This window comes from Agarivorans sp. OAG1, from assembly GCF_037076485.1.
GTDB classification, from domain to species: domain Bacteria; phylum Pseudomonadota; class Gammaproteobacteria; order Enterobacterales; family Celerinatantimonadaceae; genus Agarivorans; species Agarivorans albus.
Genome location: NZ_AP028990.1, coordinates 4,061,275 through 4,081,661 on the forward strand (window position 1 = coordinate 4,061,275; position 20,387 = coordinate 4,081,661).

16 protein-coding genes, 1 tRNA gene and 3 rRNA genes are annotated in these 20,387 nt (G+C 44.8%); 5 read left to right on the forward strand and 15 right to left on the reverse strand.

Annotated elements, in window-relative coordinates:
- Window positions 1-40: 40 nt before the first annotated feature.
- The 6 genes from ilvN to OAG1_RS18475 all read right to left on the reverse strand — a co-directional run bounded on the left by ilvN (window position 41) and on the right by OAG1_RS18475 (window position 5,160).
- Window positions 41-535: an acetolactate synthase small subunit gene (gene ilvN, locus OAG1_RS18450; RefSeq protein ID WP_016400709.1), complete on the reverse strand. Its 495-nt coding sequence runs from the start codon at window positions 533-535 to the stop codon at window positions 41-43.
- Window positions 535-2,253, reverse strand: coding sequence for an acetolactate synthase 3 large subunit (locus tag OAG1_RS18455; protein WP_152780684.1), 1,719 nt, complete (start codon window positions 2,251-2,253; stop codon window positions 535-537). Before OAG1_RS18455 ends, ilvN begins: the two co-directional genes overlap by 1 nt.
- 283 nt (window positions 2,254-2,536) lie before the next feature.
- Window positions 2,537-2,692 carry a hypothetical protein gene (locus tag OAG1_RS18460; RefSeq protein WP_194164074.1) on the reverse strand — a complete coding sequence of 52 codons (156 nt, stop codon included), beginning with the start codon at window positions 2,690-2,692 and terminating at the stop codon, window positions 2,537-2,539.
- A gap of 16 nt (window positions 2,693-2,708) precedes the next feature.
- Window positions 2,709-3,815, reverse strand: a complete 1,107-nt coding sequence (locus OAG1_RS18465) for an MJ1255/VC2487 family glycosyltransferase (protein WP_338622307.1) — start codon at window positions 3,813-3,815, stop codon at window positions 2,709-2,711.
- Between the two features lie 12 nt (window positions 3,816-3,827).
- Window positions 3,828-4,316: a phosphatase PAP2 family protein gene (locus tag OAG1_RS18470; protein ID WP_016400705.1), complete on the reverse strand. Its 489-nt coding sequence runs from the start codon at window positions 4,314-4,316 to the stop codon at window positions 3,828-3,830.
- Window positions 4,317-4,503: 187 nt separating this feature from the next.
- Entirely contained in the window at window positions 4,504-5,160 is a 657-nt protein-coding gene (locus OAG1_RS18475; protein WP_338622308.1) for an NAD(P)H-binding protein, read from the reverse strand.
- Between the two features lie 177 nt (window positions 5,161-5,337).
- Between OAG1_RS18475 and leuA the strand changes: the two genes are divergently transcribed.
- Complete coding sequence (gene leuA / locus OAG1_RS18480) at window positions 5,338-6,912, forward strand: 2-isopropylmalate synthase (protein WP_152780690.1); 1,575 nt, start codon at window positions 5,338-5,340, stop codon at window positions 6,910-6,912.
- A gap of 22 nt (window positions 6,913-6,934) precedes the next feature.
- On the forward strand, window positions 6,935-7,897 hold the full coding sequence (locus OAG1_RS18485) for a hypothetical protein (RefSeq protein ID WP_338622309.1): 963 nt from the start codon (window positions 6,935-6,937) through the stop codon (window positions 7,895-7,897).
- Here OAG1_RS18485 and OAG1_RS18490 read toward each other — a convergent pair.
- Both OAG1_RS18490 and OAG1_RS18495 read right to left on the reverse strand, forming a co-directional pair.
- Window positions 7,881-8,159 carry a PilZ domain-containing protein gene (locus tag OAG1_RS18490; RefSeq protein WP_152780694.1) on the reverse strand — a complete coding sequence of 93 codons (279 nt, stop codon included), beginning with the start codon at window positions 8,157-8,159 and terminating at the stop codon, window positions 7,881-7,883. The two genes, OAG1_RS18485 and OAG1_RS18490, sit on opposite strands and share 17 nt — an antisense overlap.
- Before the next feature lie 10 nt (window positions 8,160-8,169).
- Window positions 8,170-9,555 carry a PhoH family protein gene (locus OAG1_RS18495; RefSeq protein WP_338622310.1) on the reverse strand — a complete coding sequence of 462 codons (1,386 nt, stop codon included), beginning with the start codon at window positions 9,553-9,555 and terminating at the stop codon, window positions 8,170-8,172.
- Window positions 9,556-9,777: 222 nt separating this feature from the next.
- Between OAG1_RS18495 and OAG1_RS18500 the strand changes: the two genes are divergently transcribed.
- Window positions 9,778-10,272: a hypothetical protein gene (locus OAG1_RS18500; RefSeq protein ID WP_338622311.1), complete on the forward strand. Its 495-nt coding sequence runs from the start codon at window positions 9,778-9,780 to the stop codon at window positions 10,270-10,272.
- A 239-nt stretch (window positions 10,273-10,511) separates the two neighbouring features.
- Here OAG1_RS18500 and rrf read toward each other — a convergent pair.
- The 7 genes from rrf to OAG1_RS18535 form a co-directional block, all read right to left on the reverse strand.
- Window positions 10,512-10,627: ribosomal RNA gene (gene rrf, locus OAG1_RS18505) — 5S ribosomal RNA — on the reverse strand.
- A gap of 111 nt (window positions 10,628-10,738) precedes the next feature.
- Window positions 10,739-13,628: ribosomal RNA gene (locus OAG1_RS18510) — 23S ribosomal RNA — on the reverse strand.
- Window positions 13,629-13,870: 242 nt separating this feature from the next.
- A tRNA-Glu gene (locus OAG1_RS18515) sits at window positions 13,871-13,946 on the reverse strand.
- 105 nt (window positions 13,947-14,051) lie between these two features.
- Window positions 14,052-15,594: ribosomal RNA gene (locus tag OAG1_RS18520) — 16S ribosomal RNA — on the reverse strand.
- The 16S, 23S and 5S rRNA genes sit together here with 1 tRNA gene alongside, the layout of an rRNA operon.
- 428 nt (window positions 15,595-16,022) lie before the next feature.
- Window positions 16,023-16,370, reverse strand: a complete 348-nt coding sequence (locus OAG1_RS18525; RefSeq protein ID WP_338622312.1) for an NlpC/P60 family protein — start codon at window positions 16,368-16,370, stop codon at window positions 16,023-16,025.
- 152 nt (window positions 16,371-16,522) lie between these two features.
- Window positions 16,523-17,137 carry a flavin reductase family protein gene (locus tag OAG1_RS18530; RefSeq protein WP_338622313.1) on the reverse strand — a complete coding sequence of 205 codons (615 nt, stop codon included), beginning with the start codon at window positions 17,135-17,137 and terminating at the stop codon, window positions 16,523-16,525.
- A gap of 87 nt (window positions 17,138-17,224) precedes the next feature.
- Complete coding sequence (locus OAG1_RS18535; RefSeq protein WP_338622314.1) at window positions 17,225-18,349, reverse strand: alanine--glyoxylate aminotransferase family protein; 1,125 nt, start codon at window positions 18,347-18,349, stop codon at window positions 17,225-17,227.
- 764 nt (window positions 18,350-19,113) lie between these two features.
- Here OAG1_RS18535 and OAG1_RS18540 point away from each other — a divergent pair.
- Window positions 19,114-19,323 carry a DUF1127 domain-containing protein gene (locus OAG1_RS18540; protein ID WP_016403762.1) on the forward strand — a complete coding sequence of 70 codons (210 nt, stop codon included), beginning with the start codon at window positions 19,114-19,116 and terminating at the stop codon, window positions 19,321-19,323.
- Between the two features lie 125 nt (window positions 19,324-19,448).
- Window positions 19,449-20,387 carry a tRNA (adenosine(37)-N6)-dimethylallyltransferase MiaA gene (miaA, locus tag OAG1_RS18545; protein WP_338622315.1) on the forward strand — a complete coding sequence of 313 codons (939 nt, stop codon included), beginning with the start codon at window positions 19,449-19,451 and terminating at the stop codon, window positions 20,385-20,387.

The window sequence follows — 20,387 nt, forward strand, 5'->3', positions numbered from 1 at the left end:
ACCAGCCGAGGCTGGTCTTTAGCTCAAAAGTGACCAGATATTAGGGTCGTAGCATTCTCTCGCCACGGCTCATGCCACATACACCACTACGTACAACTTCTAAAATTTCAGTTGATTGAGATAGTGTCTTTAAGCAGGCATCTAACTTCGCGCTGTCACCACTTAACTGCATCACATACATGCTTGGTGTAACGTCGACGATTTGACCGCGGAAAATGTCACAAGTTCGCATCACTTCTTCACGGGTTGAACCCGCTGCACGCACTTTAACCAACATGATCTCACGTTCTACATGCTCAGCTTCGGTGAGTTCAGATACTTTTAGCACGTCGACTAGCTTGTTCAGCTGCTTAGTAATTTGCTCGATGGTGTTTTCATCACCAAAGGTACAAATAGTCATACGTGACAAGGTTGGGTCTTCCGTGGTTGATACAGTTAGTGAATCAATGTTGAAACCACGCTGTGAAAACAATCCGGTTACGCGAGACAAAGCGCCGGCTTCGTTTTCTAATAATACTGAAATAATTCGGCGCATTATGTTCTCTCCGTTTTGCTTAACCACATATCTTTCATTGACTCGGTTTTAATCTGCATTGGGTAAACATGCTCTTCAGGATCAACCATGATATCCATAAATACCACGCGATCTTTCATCGAGAAGGCTTTCTCCATGGCTTCATCTAACTCATCAGGATGATTAACTTGCATACCAACATGGCCATAGGCCTCTGCTAGTTTCACAAAATCAGGTACCGAATCCATGTAAGAGTGCGATTGACGACCATCGTAGAACATTTTTTGCCACTGCTTAACCATACCCAGCGAGCGGTTGTTTAGTGAAACAATTACTACCGGTACGTTGTATTGCAAACAAGTTGAAAGCTCTTGAATATTCATTTGAATCGAGCCGTCACCGGTTACACAAGCAACAGTGGCATCAGGGAAGGCAAACTTAACCCCCATAGCTGCCGGGAAACCAAAGCCCATGGTGCCTAAACCACCAGAGTTAATCCAACGACGCGGCTTATCAAACGGATAATACAAGGCAGCAAACATTTGATGCTGACCCACATCAGAGGTTACGTATGCATCGCCCTTAGTAGCGCGATACATTGATTCGATCACTTGTTGCGGCTTAATTAACGTATCGCTTTTGGCATAGTTTAAGCACTTACGGCTGCGCCATTCTTCAACTTGTGCCCACCAATCTTTAAGACTGTCAGCATCGTTTTTAGCGTCAGTTTCTTTAATGCATTCCAGCATTTGATCGATAACCGAATCAACCGAGCCAACAATGGGAATGTCTGCACGGATCGTTTTCGAAATAGAGGTGGGGTCTATATCAATATGCAAAATAGTGGCATTAGGGCAGAACTTCTTCACGTTGTTAGTTACACGGTCATCAAAGCGTGCACCTACGGCAAAAATAACGTCTGCATTATGCATCGACATGTTGGCTTCGTAAGTACCATGCATACCCAACATGCCCACAAAACGTGAGTCTGTAGAAGGGAAGGCACCTAAACCCATTAAGGTTGAGGTAACCGGCATGTTGAATATTTCAACTAGCTTGCTAATTTGCTCGCCAGCTTCAGCCATAATTGCGCCACCACCAATGTATAACACTGGTTTTTCGGCTTCGGCTAAGGCTTTAACCGCTTTCTTAATCTGCCCTTTGTGACCAGTTAGCGTTGGGTTGTAAGAACGCATGCTAACTGACTTAGGATATTCATAAGGGAACTTAAGTAGAGGGTTTTGAACATCTTTAGGCAAGTCGATAACTACCGGACCAGGACGACCAGTAGATGCTATGTAATAAGCTTTTTTGATAGCCGCTGGGATTTCCTCGGCCTTTTTAACTAAAAAGCTGTGTTTTACTACGGGGCGCGAAACGCCGATCATGTCGGTTTCTTGGAAGGCATCTTGGCCAATCAAGCCTGTTGGTACCTGACCAGATAACACCACCATTGGAACCGAATCCATATAAGCGGTAGCAATACCGGTAATGGTATTTGTAGCGCCAGGTCCAGAGGTAACCAATACCGTACCTACTTCACCAGTTGCTCGTGCATAACCATCGGCCATGTGCACAGCAGCTTGCTCGTGCCTTACCAATACATGTTCAATATCGCTACTATCAAACAGTGCATCATATACATCTAATACTGAGCCACCAGGGTAGCCAAAAATGTGTTTAACACCCTGATCTTGCAAACAGCGGACGACCATTTCGGCGCCGGATAACTTCTCCATGTTCAAGCCTCCAGGCTTTATTTATTGTAATTGTGGGGATAACTCTATTGTGTTGCGGGAAATGGGACTTAATATCCTGTCTTCCAAGGCTAGCACTTTAACGTTTCTTTACCCCCAGCGTCTACGCTTTTGTCTGCTCTTTCTATTCTTTTAAGCAGCTAATCATATAAAACAGCTCAAGCTTCTTGTAGCCACCTAAGAGTTATCTTCTAAGCAAGGCACAAAAAACCGGATGATAAGCAAGTTAACACCCGGTGATTCAGCACTACCTTAAAGCACTTAACTACTTAATAGTATCATGCTCTTCTGTTAGCCAAATTTGCTGTTCAGGATCAGAATCTTCACTCAGGGAAATACTCACCCCCATGTCGTATAGCTCTTGGATGGTCATATTGTTAGCTAACTCCATGACCTCACCGTCTTCATTAGTAAAACGCATGTTCCCTCCAAATCGTTTACCCAGACACTTTTATTTTAGTCAAGGATTCTGCAGTTACCGTGCTGTCGCTCATGATATTGGCCATCAATAATTGACTCGCCGCCGGATAACTTACTTGCTGCCACATTTCACGTGCCATAGCATCTAAATCTTGCCAGGTATTGTTTCTAATGTGCTCTGCCAGAATGTTGGCCACATCGGGATAATATACCGGCTCACTTTGATCTAGCTGAAGCCATGAATCTAGTATGTAAGGTTCTAGGCTTTCGGCTATATGTGCCAGGCCCAAGCTTTGCAAAGTATAGGCATTGGTAACTTGTTCAAACTGGCCAAATAATGGCTTAACCAACAATTTTTTACCTGCCGCCATGGCTTCTGAGGGTAGTTCAAAACCAGCGTTACAAAACACCCCGGCACAGCTGCGCAAATGCTCAAGAAAGTTGTCCCGATGAATGGGTTGTAACTCTAAGTTCCCGTCATTTTCAGCTTGCTTAATTTCTGGGTGAAAACAGACAAATTGATGGCCCGTGAAACGGGTTAACAAGGGGCGGATTTGCTCTAGAGACTCAAATGGCAAATACACCAGAATTTTGCCATTGTTTGTTAGTTCATCCAGCTTTTCCACTAAGGGCGGCGCAATAGTTTGCTTAAAGTCGCACCAGTGAACACCGAGGTTATATTCACATGGCGCAAAATTACGTACTAATAATCGATTCCATAAGCCCATTTCTTTAGTGGGAATGTCATGTAAAAACGCTGCTTGGTGAGAGATAGAGATACTGGTTAAACCTTGCTTTTTGGCCGCCCAAGCACTCACCGGTTCAAAGTCATTAATCAGTAAGTCATAACCAGACAAATCGAGTTCGGCAAGGTCATTGCGAAATTGTTTTAAAGAAAGATCCTTGAAGGTAGCCCATTTATCTACTTTACCGCCCTTATGATGAAAACTTATTCCCTTAAGGCTTTTGTATTCACCAAATTCTTCCACTTCAGGCGCTTTACCAACCCGCCCCGACATCAATACATCTACCTCGATGCCTTGCTTTTTTAAAGCGCTACATAGCAAACGAGCTCGCGTAATGTGGCCGTTTCCTGTTCCTTGTACACCATAAAGAATTCGCATTATTTGGCTTACCTAATTAATACCGTAAACAATTAACAAACCTAAACTGGCACCTGCGATAACGTCGCTAATAAAGTGCACCCCAAGCAATACTCGAGAGCAAGCAACCAAACTCGCCCAGGTAAAAGCGACACCCGCCCAAGACGGAAATATCTGAGCCACGCTGCCAGCCATAACAAAGGCCCCAGCACTATGGCCGGAGGGAAAACTAAATCGATCGGAAGGGCGAATAAACACCGGTAAAGCTTGTGGTCGGTCTCGTCGGAAAATTTGCTTAAGCAGCAGATAGCACATTAGTTCAATAACAAATGCTGGTAAGGCGAGACTCCAAAAGGCGCCGGCATATGAAGTGAAGGCTATAATGCCACCAAACAAGGCATAGTAATAACCATCACCAGAATGCGATACTACTCTGGCTAGGCGGGCCACCTGTGCATTAAAGCGGTGCCCCAAACAGGTTGCGGAGATTGCATAATCCCACTGGCTCAATCGTTGTAACATACCAAGCTCCTTCTCGTGCTTTTCCACAGACTGGATAAAATGCTTTACCGAGAAATGAAACTAATTTTACAAATCCATGACAAAGACCCACTTGGTGACAAATTACACAAGTAGAGCTAGGTGCTTTTGCTGTAGAAGAAAATAGAACGGAGCCTAATAATAGAACTAGAGCGTGAGGTTTATTGACTCAGCGCGGGGTAAAAAGCGCCTCTCCTTGAATAACTACCCTCGCTTCAGCTGGCGGCTTGTTCGCGTAGCTAAGCATGGTTGTGGCTAATTGAACTGCTTCGATACCACGCCAGCGCCGCAAAGGTGACAAATTAGCGGAGAATACCGGTTGCAACGCAGCCACTACTTGCTCAGAAAAACGCACCTGTGTGCGCTCGCCTAGCAATGGCCCAGGGCGAAACAGCATTAAGTGTTTAAAACCAAAGCAAGCTAACTGATTCTCTAACTCTCCTTTTATGCGCAAGTAATGAGAAGGAGACTTGGCGTTTGCGAACAAAGACGAGATAAGCAAACAGTCTTCAACATGATTGCGCTTTGCCGCTGTGGCAAAAGCTAAAGGAAGTTCTAAATCAATGGCTCGCATTGCGGCTTTGCTGCCGGCTTGGCTAAGCGTAGTGCCAATGCAAATAAACAGGCTGCGGCCTTGAATAAGCTGCTGCCAACTGTCTATCTTGGCAAAATCTACAACATGCTCCTCCAGTTTATCCGCATTCACACCCGTGCTTTTGCGGCCAAATACCCGCACTTTATCCCAACTTTCATCCGCTAATAGTTGCTCTAGTAAGGCACTTCCGACTAGGCCTGTAGCACCAATTACAATTGCAGTTTTAGTCAATTTATCTCTCCTGATTCACGCTAAATTCATGCCACTACATTTGCTGTTAGCCAGTTTGCCGAGAGCTTGTTAAACTAGCCGAAAACTTGTGCACAGAAAGGCCTAAAACAATAATAAGCCTAATCGTAAACTTGTGCAGTGAAGCAAACACAAATAACAATAGACAAGGATTAATGAATGTCTGACCTAGTCAAAATTTTTGATACCACCCTACGAGACGGTGAGCAAGCGCTGGCTGCCAGCTTAACAGTAAAAGAAAAGCTGCAAATTGCCTTTGCCTTAGAGCGCTTAGGTGTAGACATTATGGAAGTAGGTTTTCCTATTTCGTCACCTGGTGATTTTGACTCAGTGCAAACCATTGCGCGTGAAATCAAAGACTCAACGGTTTGTGCGCTATCGCGCGCCTTACCCAAAGATATTGATGTAGCTGCCGAAGCCTTGAAAGTGGCAGATGCTTTTCGAATTCATACCTTTATTTCAACCTCAACTGTACACGTTGAAAGCAAACTAAAACGCAGTTTTGATGATGTGCTTGAGATGGCAGTAAACGCAGTAAAACACGCGCGTAACTATACCAATGATGTTGAGTTTTCTTGTGAAGACGCAGGACGAACTCCTATCGATAACCTATGCCGCATGGTAGAAGCGGCTATTAAAGCTGGTGCAACTACGGTAAACATTCCTGATACCGTGGGTTATACCGTACCTAGCGAATTTGGCGGTATTATTTCTACCTTATTTAACCGAGTGCCTAATATCGACCAAGCGGTAATATCCGTTCACTGTCACGATGACCTAGGTTTATCGGTAGCAAACTCTATTTCAGCTGTACAACAGGGCGCACGCCAAATTGAATGTACCTTAAACGGTATTGGCGAGCGTGCGGGTAATTGTTCGCTAGAAGAAGTAGCCATGATCATCAATACCCGTAAAGATCAGTTAGGCGGTCTAGGTACTAACATCAAATCTCAAGAAATTTACCGCGCCAGCCAATTGGTAAGCCATTTGTGTAATATGCCGGTGCAAGCCAACAAAGCCATTGTGGGCAGTAACGCCTTTTCTCATTCTTCAGGTATCCACCAAGATGGCATGCTGAAGAACGAAAATACCTACGAGATTATGACGCCAGAGAGCATAGGCTTAAATAAAAATAGCTTAAACCTTACCTCTCGCTCTGGTCGCCACGTAATTAAACATCGCATGCAAGAACTAGGTTACAGCGAAGAAGACTACAAGCTAGATGAGTTGTACGACAGCTTTCTTGAACTGGCTGATCGTAAAGGACAAGTATTCGACTACGACCTTGAAGCCTTAGTCTTCTTCAATAATCTACAAGATGAATCAGAACACTACCGTTTAGAGTATTTAAGCGCGCAAAGTGGCTCGGACGTTGTTTCCACAGCCACGGTTAAGCTGATAGCTGGTGAAGAAACCATACTAGAAGCGTCTACAGGTAATGGTCCTATCGATGCGGCTTACCGCTGTTTACGTAAAATCACTGGTTACGACATTAAGATAGACGATTACACCATCGAAGCAGCTGGCGGCGGAACGGCAACCGCCGAGAAAACCGATATTAAAGACGCCTTAGGTAAAGCGGATATCGTAGCCAATTACCAAGGGCGAAAATACCATGGTATGGGTTTAGCTACTGACATTGTTGAAGCATCGGCCAAAGCTTTTGTTCACGTGCTTAATCATATTCATCGCGCCGAGCAAGTGGCAAAACAAAAGCAGTCTAAATTGGGCTAGCATGTAAACAACCGGAGTCGTCATGAAAAGATTATTACTGTGCTTTATCATGATCTCCGGTTGCCTTTCGTTGTCCGCTCAAGCAGAACAGCTTCGCTTTGAAAGGAATGCCGGACACTACAGCTACCTTTGGAAAGACTCCCAAAACAATACTCAGACGCTTAATTTTAGCCTATTAAACTATCCACATAAACTCACCAAATTTACCCAATATCGTCCCGAGCAAGCTCAGCAATATGTGTTAACCAAGCTCAAGCCTAATTTGCGTAAAATAGATCCCAAACAAGCTAAAGTAAGCTTTAATACTCAGCACGGTCAGCTGAGTTATCAACTGCAAGGAAATGACCAAGAGTTTATTCAAGAGCTATCAGAAAAACTCGGTAAAGAAGTGCAGCAGCATTATCAAGACTACTTAACTAAGCACTATTTTGTAGAAAAACAAACTGCCGATGGCGCGATGGGAATAATGCCCGACCATAATAGGCTTGCCCAAGAAAGTGCAGAGTATTTATTTAGCTGGCTCAATAACAGTTTGAATCAACTCGAAGACCAAGCCAAGCAACGGGAAGTAAGCAATTACTTACTAAGTTTTGTTCAGTCCATTCCTTATAGCGAACTGCGTTCAAAGGATCGTTTACGTGGAGCAGGCTTTCTCACACCTATTCAGGTAATTAGAAATAATGTTGGCGACTGTGACAGCAAAACAACCCTGCTAGCCAGCGCTTTGAAGATCCTCTATCCACGCTTAGATGTTGCCATTATCTATGTGCCTAATCATGCTCTACTTGCATTAAACATGGCACCGCAAGCTGATGATGAAACTGTAAGAATAGAAGGGAAGCAGTATGTATTGCTAGAACCAACCGGGCCGGCCTTGTTCGAGCTAGGAAAGGTGGCAAAAGAAAGTGCCCAGTACATTCATTCAGGTTTGTATACCTATCAACAAATGGACTGGGTTCCACCAGAATTTAAGAGAGAGAAGTAAACTCTACCGCGTAGTCAATATCACCATCTCCGGCGCAACGAACCACTTTACCTTTGGCGCTGAAAGGCGCAACACCTTCACCACTCAAAGCCACTTCAACTTCGTCGCCAATAGCGAGCTTTACGTCTTTAACACTAATGCCCATACCGGTTGCACTTAGGTCTTTACATAAACCAGCATAACGCTGTTGACCAACCACAATTCGCAACTCTGCGTTAATTAGCATACGGTGAAATGCACGCTTGTTTGCTTCTCCAATCATGTTCTACCTTCTATAGTTTTTCTTCTGCAAACGAGGCTAAACGGCTCCTTACCACCCCATTTAAATACACATTTGCACTACCATCAAAATCTTTAAAACGCTCTACAATGTAGGTTAATCCAGAGGTAACAGCCGACAAATAGTTGCTGTCGATTTGCGCTAAGTTACCACAGCATACCAATTTGGTTCCTTCGCCGCAGCGGGTAATAATAGTTTTAAGCTGGGAAGCTGTTAAATTTTGACATTCATCTAAAAACACAAATGCGTTCTGAATACTGCGTCCACGCATAAAGTTTACCGATTTAAACTGAATGTTAGCCTTCTCCATAATGTAATTCATAGAGCCAGACATAGATTCATCGTGTTTATGCAACACTTCTAAAGTATCGGTAATTGCGGCTAACCACGGAGCCATTTTCTCCTCTTCAGTACCCGGCAAAAAACCAATAGATTCCGCAATTTCAGGGGTATTTCGGGTAACTATAATTTTGTCGTAGATACCTTTTTCCACCACCATTTCAAGCGCAGCAGCCATCGCTAATAAGGTTTTACCACAACCCGCTGGGCCAGTAAGAATCACCAAGTCGATATTAGGATCGAGCAAGGCATCAAACGCCATACCTTGGTAGATGTTTTTGGGATGAACTCCCCAAGCATGTTTGGCCATCAAGCGCTCATAACCCAAGTCGAGCAATTCGACATTTTGCTCGTCTTTTTTAACGACTCGCGCCGCAAAGCTTTCGGTGTCATCGATGATGTATTGGTTTACATAACAAGGGCCAAGAATTTCGGCGTCAATCACATGGTGGGTATCTCGCCCTTCTGAACTACTTTCACAATCTTTAACTCGCCCCCAAAAGCTACCTTCTAACTCAGTGAAGCCTTTTGCTAGCAAACGAATATCATCGATTAGCTGGTCGGTCCGATAGTCTTCTACACGCTCTAAGCCTGCACCTTTTGCTTTCAGGCGCATATTAATGTCTTTAGTTACCAACACCACCTGACGAGGAGCGTGTTTGTCTTGCAAATAAATAGCTGCGTTGATGATACGATTATCCGGCTCATCGGCAGTAAAGTTTTGCTGGTTCTTTTCAAGTGTATGATCTGCAAAAATCGATAACTTACCACTCACTTGGTTATCAGCATCATTCTTCAGCTCTACACCATTTACAATTTGCTCTGGTGAGGCTGATGCAAATACGTCTTCTAATGAACGAATAGCCACTCGCGCATCTCTGCTAACGTCTTTTTGCCTATCTTTAATTCGGTCTAATTCTTCTAGGACAGTCATTGGAATAACGACGTCATGTTCTTGGAAAGAGTATATTGCGAGGGGTTCGTGCAGCAGCACGTTAGTGTCGAGAATGAACAGTTTACTTGGAGCGTTATTTTCCATATTTGCCCTCCATAGGCCAACAGGCGATGTGAGAAGTATTGCAAACGTTCAATCTCAGGCTAATTCATCCAGATCGCCATTACAAACATTTCATCAAATAGAAATGTTGACTGCTCACATTTCAAACAACTGAGCCTTTTGTCACGATTTGGCTATAACGACGAATCTTCGTTTAATCGGTAATGGTATATTCAAAGCACATTACCTCATGGACTATATAATTTGGATCAGGCTCAACAAGCACAACACGATTCCTTAACGACGGGGAAAATGCTATCAGTTCTATTTTGTATCATCATAGGCATAGTAATGCTTATGTCTAAAGATGAAGCAATAAGCTATTTAGTAATAGAATCTGATCTTGAAAGCGCAACCGGAAAGATAGGCAACTTAGCTAGCCACAAGCAGGGTGTCGATATCAAAGTAAGTTATATTTTCGCAACAACTAGCGGCGATGAAATGAAAGGGGAGAGCAAAATCCTAAAATCCGGTACCTATTCATATTCCCAAGGTGATGAATTGAGTATCGTATACTCTAAGTGGTTTCCAACATTTAACGAAGAAGTCACTGCTCATAGTCAAAATCAGGGAAATGTTTACATATTTCTATTTAGTCTTCTAGGGATTGTGACTAGTGGATACCTCTTCTTTAAATATTCACTCATCCAATTAAAGATTAAACGGGAATCTGACCTCCGGCAGTACCAGAAAAGTTAAGCTTTTTTGTCTTTACCGCAATTTTGGTTTTACGCTTTTCTTAGAATCAACAGGCTAATATGCGTTCAACTAGTTTACCAATAAGGCTTAACCATAGCCGTAACGTCTTACACATAAGATGCAGTGCACCCTGCAGCTAAACCCGCACGCTAGCAATGCTCAATAAATATGGAAAAGTACAAAATCACAGATAATAAAAAACCCCAACGTCTTACGACGATGGGGTCATTTAATTGAGAGCCTGGCGGTGACCTACTTTCACATGGGGAAGCCCCACACTATCATCGGCGCAGTTGCGTTTCACTTCTGAGTTCGGCATGGAGTCAGGTGGGTCCACAACGCTATTGCCACCAGGCAAAAACTGTTGTCTTTAACATTCGAAAAAGCTGAAACATCTCATGAGCACTAACAAGTATTCATGGTTTCTAAAATAAAGTATCTATAAGCAACACCCTTTAGGTGTTGTATGGTTAAGCCTCACGGGTAATTAGTACAAGTTAGCTCAATGCCTCACAGCACTTACACACCTTGCCTATCAACGTTGTAGTCTCCAACGGCCCTTCAGAGGACTTAAAGTCCTAGTGAGAATTAATCTCGAGGCCTGCTTCCCGCTTAGATGCTTTCAGCGGTTATCAGTTCCGAACGTAGCTACTGGGCAATGCTATTGGCATAACAACCCAAACACCAGCGGTTCGTCCACTCCGGTCCTCTCGTACTAGGAGCAGCTCCCCTCAATTCTCAAACGCCCACGGCAGATAGGGACCGAACTGTCTCACGACGTTCTAAACCCAGCTCGCGTACCACTTTAAATGGCGAACAGCCATACCCTTGGGACCGACTTCAGCCCCAGGATGTGATGAGCCGACATCGAGGTGCCAAACACCGCCGTCGATATGAACTCTTGGGCGGTATCAGCCTGTTATCCCCGGAGTACCTTTTATCCGTTGAGCGATGGCCCTTCCATACAGAACCACCGGATCACTATGACCTACTTTCGTACCTGCTCGACGTGTCTGTCTCGCAGTTAAGCTGGCTTATGCCATTGCACTAACCGTATGATGTCCGACCATACTTAGCCAACCTTCGTGCTCCTCCGTTACTCTTTGGGAGGAGACCGCCCCAGTCAAACTACCCACCAGACACTGTCCGCAATCCCGATAAGGGACCAACGTTAGAACATCAACACTACAAGGGTGGTATTTCAAGGTCGGCTCCACGTCATCTAGCGACAACGCTTCAAAGCCTCCCACCTATCCTACACATGTAGGGTCAATGTTCAGTGTCAAGCTGTAGTAAAGGTTCACGGGGTCTTTCCGTCTAGCCGCGGGTACACCGCATCTTCACGGCAATTTCAATTTCACTGAGTCTCGGGTGGAGACAGCTTGGCCATCATTACGCCATTCGTGCAGGTCGGAACTTACCCGACAAGGAATTTCGCTACCTTAGGACCGTTATAGTTACGGCCGCCGTTTACCGGGGCTTCGATCAATAGCTTCGCGCGAACGCTAACCACATCAATTAACCTTCCGGCACCGGGCAGGCGTCACACCGTATACGTCATCTTTCGATTTAGCACAGTGCTGTGTTTTTAATAAACAGTTGCAGCCAACTGGTATCTGCGACTCTCAGCAGCTTAGGGAGCAAGTCCCATCACCATCAAGAGCGTACCTTCTCCCGAAGTTACGGTACCATTTTGCCTAGTTCCTTCACCCGAGTTCTCTCAAGCGCCTTGGTATTCTCTACCCAACCACCTGTGTCGGTTTGGGGTACGGTTTCGTATAATCTGAAGCTTAGAGACTTTTCCTGGAAGCAGGGCATCAACCACTTCGTGTCCGTAGACACTCGTCATCAACTCTCAGCGTAATGTAAACCCGGATTTGCCTAAGTTTACCGCCTACTGCCTTTCACGTGGACAACCATCGCCACGCTGGCCTAGCCTTCTCCGTCCTCCCATCGCAATTATACGAAGTACAGGAATATTAACCTGTTTCCCATCGACTACACTTTTCAGTCTCGCCTTAGGGGCCGACTCACCCTGCCCTGATTAACATTGGACAGGAAACCTTGGTCTTTCGGCGAGGGGGCTTTTCACCCCCTTTATCGTTACTCATGTCAACATTCGCACTTCTGATACCTCCAGCAAACCTTACGATTCACCTTCAACGGCTTACAGAACGCTCCTCTACCGAGCATGCAAGCATGCTCCCGTAGCTTCGGTGGTATGTTTAGCCCCGTTACATCTTCCGCGCAGGCCGACTCGACCAGTGAGCTATTACGCTTTCTTTAAATGATGGCTGCTTCTAAGCCAACATCCTGGCTGTCTAAGCCTTCCCACATCGTTTCCCACTTAACATACACTTTGGGACCTTAGCTGACGGTCTGGGTTGTTTCCCTTTCCACGACGGACGTTAGCACCCGCCGTGTGTCTCCCGAGTAGTACTTGATGGTATTCGGAGTTTGCAAAGGGTTGGTAAGTCGGGATGACCCCCTAGCCTTAACAGTGCTCTACCCCCATCAGTATTCGCTCGAGGCGCTACCTAAATAGCTTTCGAGGAGAACCAGCTATCTCCCGGTTTGATTGGCCTTTCACCCCCAGCCACAAGTCATCCGCTAATTTTTCAACATTAGTCGGTTCGGTCCTCCAATTGGTGTTACCCAATCTTCAACCTGCCCATGGCTAGATCACCGGGTTTCGGGTCTAATCCCAGCAACTATGCGCGCAGTTAACACTCGGTTTCCCTACGGCTCCGCTATTCGCTTAACCTTGCTACTGAAATTAAGTCGTTGACCCATTATACAAAAGGTACGCAGTCACCCCACGAAGGGGCTCCCACTGCTTGTACGTATACGGTTTCAGGTTCTATTTCACTCCCCTCACAGGGGTTCTTTTCGCCTTTCCCTCACGGTACTGGTTCACTATCGGTCAGTCAGGAGTATTTAGCCTTGGAGGATGGTCCCCCCATATTCAGACAACATATCACGTGTGCCGTCCTACTCGATTTCACTTAAAGTAGATTTTCATGTACGGGGCTATCACCCTGTATCGCCATCCTTTCCAGAATGTTCCACTAATCACCTAAAAGCTTAAGGGCTAATCCGGGTTCGCTCGCCGCTACTACCAGAATCTCGGTTGATTTCTTTTCCTCCGGGTACTTAGATGTTTCAGTTCCCCGGGTTCGCCTCGCAACGCTATGTATTCACGTTACGATACTGCATAAAATGCAGTGGGTTTCCCCATTCGGAAATCCATGTCTATAACGTCTTTTATCGACTTAACATGGCTTATCGCAGATTAACACGTCCTTCATCGCCTCTGACTGCCAAGGCATCCACCGTATACGCTTAGTCACTTAACCATACAACACCTAAATGTTGTCGCTTAAATCACTTGAATGGTCAGGCTGTATAATTCCTGCCATTCGAGTACGATCACCTTATTTTTGAATACCAAGAACACTTGTTATTAAACTCATATTCTTGAGATATTTTTTTATCAGCTTTTCCAAATTGTTAAAGAGCAATTGGTTCCTTAGAAACCAAAGCTAAGCACTATATAAACAAATGCTTAGCTTTGTATTCTCAAACCAGTGAGAGAAAATGGTATCCCGTAGGGGATTTGAACCCCTGTTACCGCCGTGAAAGGGCGGTGTCCTAGGCCTCTAGACGAACGGGACACTGCAGTAGCTGTTCTCGTTGGTTCTACACCACACTAGAACTTCTCTCTTTTCTTTTTCATCAAGCAATCTGTGTGAACACGTCACAAAACCTAAGCATCATAATAAGGAGGTGATCCAGCCCCAGGTTCCCCTAGGGCTACCTTGTTACGACTTCACCCCAGTCATGAACCACAAAGTGGTGAGCGTCCTCCCGAAGGTTAAACTACCCACTTCTTTTGCAGCCCACTCCCATGGTGTGACGGGCGGTGTGTACAAGGCCCGGGAACGTATTCACCGTAGCATTCTGATCTACGATTACTAGCGATTCCGACTTCACGGAGTCGAGTTGCAGACTCCGATCCGGACTACGACATGCTTTTTGGGGTCCGCTTGCTCTCGCGAGTTCGCATCCCTCTGTACATGCCATTGTAGCACGTGTGTAGCCCTGCCCGTAAGGGCCATGATGACTTGACGTCGTCCCCACCTTCCTCCGGTTTATCACCGGCAGTCTCCCTAGAGTTCCCACCATTACGTGCTGGCAAATAAGGATAGGGGTTGCGCTCGTTGCGGGACTTAACCCAACATCTCACGACACGAGCTGACGACAGCCATGCAGCACCTGTATCTGAGTTCCCGAAGGCACTAAACCATCTCTGGTAAATTCTCAGTATGTCAAGGGCAGGTAAGGTTCTTCGCGTTGCATCGAATTAAACCACATGCTCCACCGCTTGTGCGGGCCCCCGTCAATTCATTTGAGTTTTAACCTTGCGGCCGTACTCCCCAGGCGGTCTACTTAATGCGTTAGCTGCGTTACCCACGAGTTAAACTCACAGACAACTAGTAGACATCGTTTACGGCGTGGACTACCAGGGTATCTAATCCTGTTTGCTCCCCACGCTTTCGTACATGAGCGTCAGTTTTTGTCCAGGTGGCCGCCTTCGCCACTGGTATTCCTTCAGATCTCTACGCATTTCACCGCTACACCTGAAATTCTACCACCCTCTACAAAACTCTAGCTTGCCAGTTCCAAATGCCATTCCCAGGTTGAGCCCGGGGATTTCACATCTGGCTTAACAAGCCGCCTGCGTACGCTTTACGCCCAGTAATTCCGATTAACGCTCGGACCCTCCGTATTACCGCGGCTGCTGGCACGGAGTTAGCCGGTCCTTCTTCTGTCGCTAACGTCAAAGATATAACGTATTAAGCTATACCCCTTCCTCACGACTGAAAGTGCTTTACAACCCGAAGGCCTTCTTCACACACGCGGCATGGCTGCATCAGGCTTTCGCCCATTGTGCAATATTCCCCACTGCTGCCTCCCGTAGGAGTCTGGGCCGTGTCTCAGTCCCAGTGTGGCTGATCATCCTCTCAAACCAGCTAGGGATCGTCGCCTTGGTAAGCCATTACCTTACCAACTAGCTAATCCCACTTGGGCTAATCTTTACGCGAAAGGCTCCGAAGAGTCCCCTCCTTTGGTCCGAAGACATTATGCGGTATTAGCAGTCGTTTCCAACTGTTGTCCCCCACGTAAAGGCATATTCCCAAGCATTACTCACCCGTCCGCCGCTCGTCATCTTCTAGCAAGCTAGAAATGTTACCGCTCGACTTGCATGTGTTAAGCCTGCCGCCAGCGTTCAATCTGAGCCATGATCAAACTCTTCAATCAAAAGTTTTTTCGCTCAAAGTTAAAAACTGAAATTATTACTGTGTTTTACAGTGCAAGACTCCAGTTCACTTAAGCTTAATTTTTTCGCTTAAGGCCCTGTGAGTGCTCACACAGATTGCTTGATAAATTGTTAAAGAGCGTTGCTTCTTGCCGAAGCGAGGTGCGCATTCTACGCTTTCCTCTGTGGCTGTCAACCGCTTTTTAAAACATTTTAAAAAGAAGTTTTTCAACCGGCTAACTCAGCCCTAGGCCTTGCTAACCCTGACGTAGCCTTGCTTCGCTTTAGTGCGCTGCGTGCCGTGTCAGTGGAGGTGCATTATAGGGATCGATTCCCGCGGCGCAAGCGTTTTTTGAAGAAAATCACAGAAACACGTTTAAATGTTCAGATAGTAGGCAGGCGCTGTATTTATTGGCGATTTTATCTACGTTTATAGGCGTTTTATCGCAATGATCTTTGGCGCCCAGTAAACATTATCGATGCGCGAAAAGATCACACCTTTAGATGTGGAGGCATGAAGAAAGTGATCTTTGTCGTATACCACGCCCACATGCCGCACTTTATGACTGGTTTTAAAGAAGATTAGATCGCCAGTTTGAATGTTGTTTAGAGATACAGCCTTTCCTTGTTTTAGTTGCACTTCTGTTGTTCGCGGCAAAACTTGATTATAAACGTCTATATATAGGTGCTGAACAAAAGCGGAACAATCTATACCTGCCTTGGTTGTTCCACCAAGTTGATAAGGTGTTCCTTGCCATTGTTTATGAACTTGCAACATTAGTTTTTGTGTTGTCGTTACACTTTTAGCTAGACCAACATTTGAAGATTCGCTCCCTTGCTTAGCGCTACAGGCCGTGAGCAAATAACAAACGAGTAAAACCGCTAAGCAATTAGATGTAGTGGCGATTCTAAGCATTAAACTCGCGACCTTTACTTAGGGCGTTGAATAGAAAAGCTATTGCCATTTGCCCAATACTCGCCACCACCCAATCGCCCTAGTGGATTAAGTTTATTGGTATCTAAAGTGATACGCCCTTGCGCTTCAGTGACAAACTGCTCTTCTATATATAGGTGCAATACTTTAAGCAGTATCATTGCTTGAGGTGTATTCCCCACTTTATGCATTTCATATAGCTCGCAAGCCATAGCAATAGGGGCGTTAGTGAGCCTTGGTAGAGAAAAGCTATCAAACTGGGTTAAACCAAGTTGTTGGAGCTCTATTTCTGACTCACCATGCGGCAACGTTTTTGCCGACTCGGTAACTTGCTCGGCCTGGGCTGCGCTTGCGATATGCACTACACAATGTTTACGTTGTTCAATATTAACTTTGGTATCTTTATCGCTGCCATCTGGTTTTTTGCCCACCGAAAGCATCATCAGAGGAGGGTTAGAACTAACGGCTGTAAAATATGAAAAAGGCGCTAAGTTATAAGATCTAGGCTCTCCGTTGTCGCTAAGCACCCAAGCTATAGGGCGAGGCACTACTGTTTGAGTCATGCAGTGGTATATCTGATTAGTACTTAAACTTGAAAAATCGATGTACATCTAAGCTCTTCCTATATGCCGATAATAGGTTTGAATAAAAAGAAACCCGCAACTGCGGGCTTCAAGCACTAGTATAGAAAGAAAATATCAGCTTTCGCCAAGAACTTCAGCCAATGCCGCTAAACATAAACTCACGTTCTCTTTGCGGGCAGCATAACCCATTAAACCTATTCGCCATGCTTTACCAGCAAACTGACCTAAACCCGCACCAATCTCTAAGTTATAGTTATTAAGCAACTTAGCACGAATTGCTGCTTCGTCTACGCCGTTGGGGATTGCCACTAAATTTAGCTGGGGTAAACGACAGCTTTGATCCACCATCAAATCTAGGCCTAACTCAGCTAGACCATCGGCCAACTGGCTGTGCATATCGGCGTGTCGCTGCCAAGATTGTTCTAAGCCTTCTTTATATAAGGCCAGCAATGACTCATGTAATGCATACAATGCAGTAACTGGCGCAGTATGATGGTAAGAACGCTTTTGCTCCCCAGACCAGTAGCCCATGACTAAGCTTTGATCTAAAAACCAACTTTGTACTTTGCTGTTTCGGCTAGTTAACTTACTAACTGCCGCTTGGCTAAAACTTACCGGTGATAAACCGGGTACACAAGATAGACATTTTTGACTACCAGAGTAGATAGCATCTATGCCCCATTCGTCCACTTTCACGGGGATACCCGCAAGAGAGGTAACGGCATCAACAATGGTTAGACAGTTGTGTTGTTTCGCTAAGGCACATAAGGCTTGAGCATCAGAAGCTACGCCAGTAGATGTTTCTGCGTGAACAAAGGCCAGAATTTTAGCGTCGGGATGCTGTTCAAGTGTTTGACTCACTTTCTCTATAGAAACGGCTTCTCCCCAGCTGTCTTCTACCACCACTGGAACACCACCACAGCGTTCTACATTTTCCAGCATGCGTTGACCAAATACGCCATTAATACACACAACAACTTTATCACCTGGCTCAACCAAGTTAACAAAACAGGTTTCCATGCCTGCAGAGCCAGGCGCGGATACGGCGAAGGTGTGAGCATTTTGGGTTTGAAATGCGTACTGCAACAAAGCTTTAATTTCGTCCATCATGTTCACGAACAAAGGATCTAAATGACCAATGATAGGGCGGCTTTGTGCCTGCAATACTTGTGGAGAAATATCTGAGGGCCCTGGCCCCATCAAAATTCTACGAGGAGGGTTAAAAGAGCTAATATCCATGAAAGCATGTCCTTATATTTAATCTAATTATTTATTGTAATTATGAGTGTTGCGTAATTACTCTAACATTCAGGTGACAACAATTGAACACAAAACAGCCAGAAGCATCAGCCTTTGAGTGATCTTTTCACTGAGCGCATAAACCCCATACACCTCTCATTTGGCATTTAAAAAAACATCTATAAAGACAAATACAACTAATATAAACAAGCTGAAAAAAACGAGCATTTATTAAACTAACCGTTCTATAAACCAAGCAAAATATGAATAAGATCTTTAACGCAACCCAAACAACACCCAAACACAACAAAATTTACATAAAAGCAACATTATAATCTTCATGGAAGATCAAAAACCACCATCGGCAAATTGATCTAAAACAATAAACACACCGAAATCACAAACCACCCTAAGAGCTTTTAAATAAAAGGCATTAAGCCACTTAATCACTACAAAATTCGCTGTAGAATAATTACTCAAAGGCAATGCTAATAGAGCTACAAAAAACACAAACTGCAGAATCGCGCCGATTCTGGCTTAGCAGCTTAATAAACACACAAAAAAGGTTAAATACTTAAAGTTCCCCATATTAACAAAGCATAAAAAAAGAATAATTATTCATGATTTATTCACACGAAAACCTCGCCCTCAAAAACCAGAATAAACATTAGTTTTTCTAATGATTAAATTGCAGTTTTACTTGTTTGAGAAGGCGAATTTTCAGATCTATTATTGCCTCATCAACTGAGATGAGGTCTTACACTATGAGCACTAACGTTAATTCAATTGGCAACAACAAAAATACTTCTTTCTTCCAACAGCTTGTTGAGGTTTACCACCTTTGCAATACATGGATTTTGCGTCAAAAAACACGCCGTCAGTTAGCCCAACTACCAGCTTACTTATTACGTGACATTGGTTTAAGCGAAGCAGACCGCTACCAAGAATCACGCAAACACTTCTGGGAAAACTAAAGCTCCTTTAACGCTTTTCGCCAAGGACCTCAGGCTCATTACAAACGGCATGCTGCTTTGCACATGCCGTTTTTGTTTTTTCTTGCTACCATTCGCTTTTCAATTTCCACGCAATTAAAACCACTATGCAAACTCAAGCCGCTAACCTTATTGTTGTATTAGGCCCTACTGCTTCAGGTAAAACCCATCTAGGTGTAGAACTAGCACGCCGTTATAAGGGTGAAGTGCTATCGGCAGATTCACGCCAAGTATATAAGGGTTTGGATATAGGCTCGGGCAAAGACTTAGATGAGTACCAAGAGATCCCCTACCATCTTATTGATATTGTAGAGCCCGACACCGAGTACAGTGTATTTCACTTTCAGCGAGACTTCTTCGCGGCTTATCAGCAAATAAAACAAGCTAACAAACTACCGATTATGGTAGGCGGTACCGGCTTATATATCGACGCAGTAACCCAAAACTATCAACTACACGAAGCGCCAGTAAATAAAGCCCTTAGGGATGAGCTGACTGCACTAAACCTAGAGCAGCTGCAGCAACGTTTATTGGCGCTCAAGCCAGAACAGCACAATAGTACCGATTTAACAGTGCGGCCTCGTTTAGTAAGAGCGATAGAGATAGCCGAATCGGATAAAACAGTTGAACCTCAAAGCCAGCCCAAGCACCCTAGGATCAATCCACTTTATATGGGCATTCGCTGGGAACGCTCAGTACTAAGAAAACGCATTACCCTGCGCTTAAAGCAGCGTTTAGAAGAGGGCTTAATTGAAGAGGTACAAAATCTTCATAGAGATGGCGTGAGTTACAGCAAACTAGAGTTTTATGGTTTGGAGTACCGCTTGGTCGCTCAGTATTTACAAGAGCAGCTCAGCTACAACGATATGTTTCAAAAGCTTAATTCTCAAATCCATCAGTTTGCTAAACGCCAGGATACTTGGTTTAGGAAAATGGAGCGCCGTGGAGATACTATTCATTGGTTGGATCCTCAGCAAAGCCTGGTAGAACAAGCAGCAAAGTTAGTAGAGCCACAACTAGAAAGCTTAAGTGCAGAGCTGCCTTAA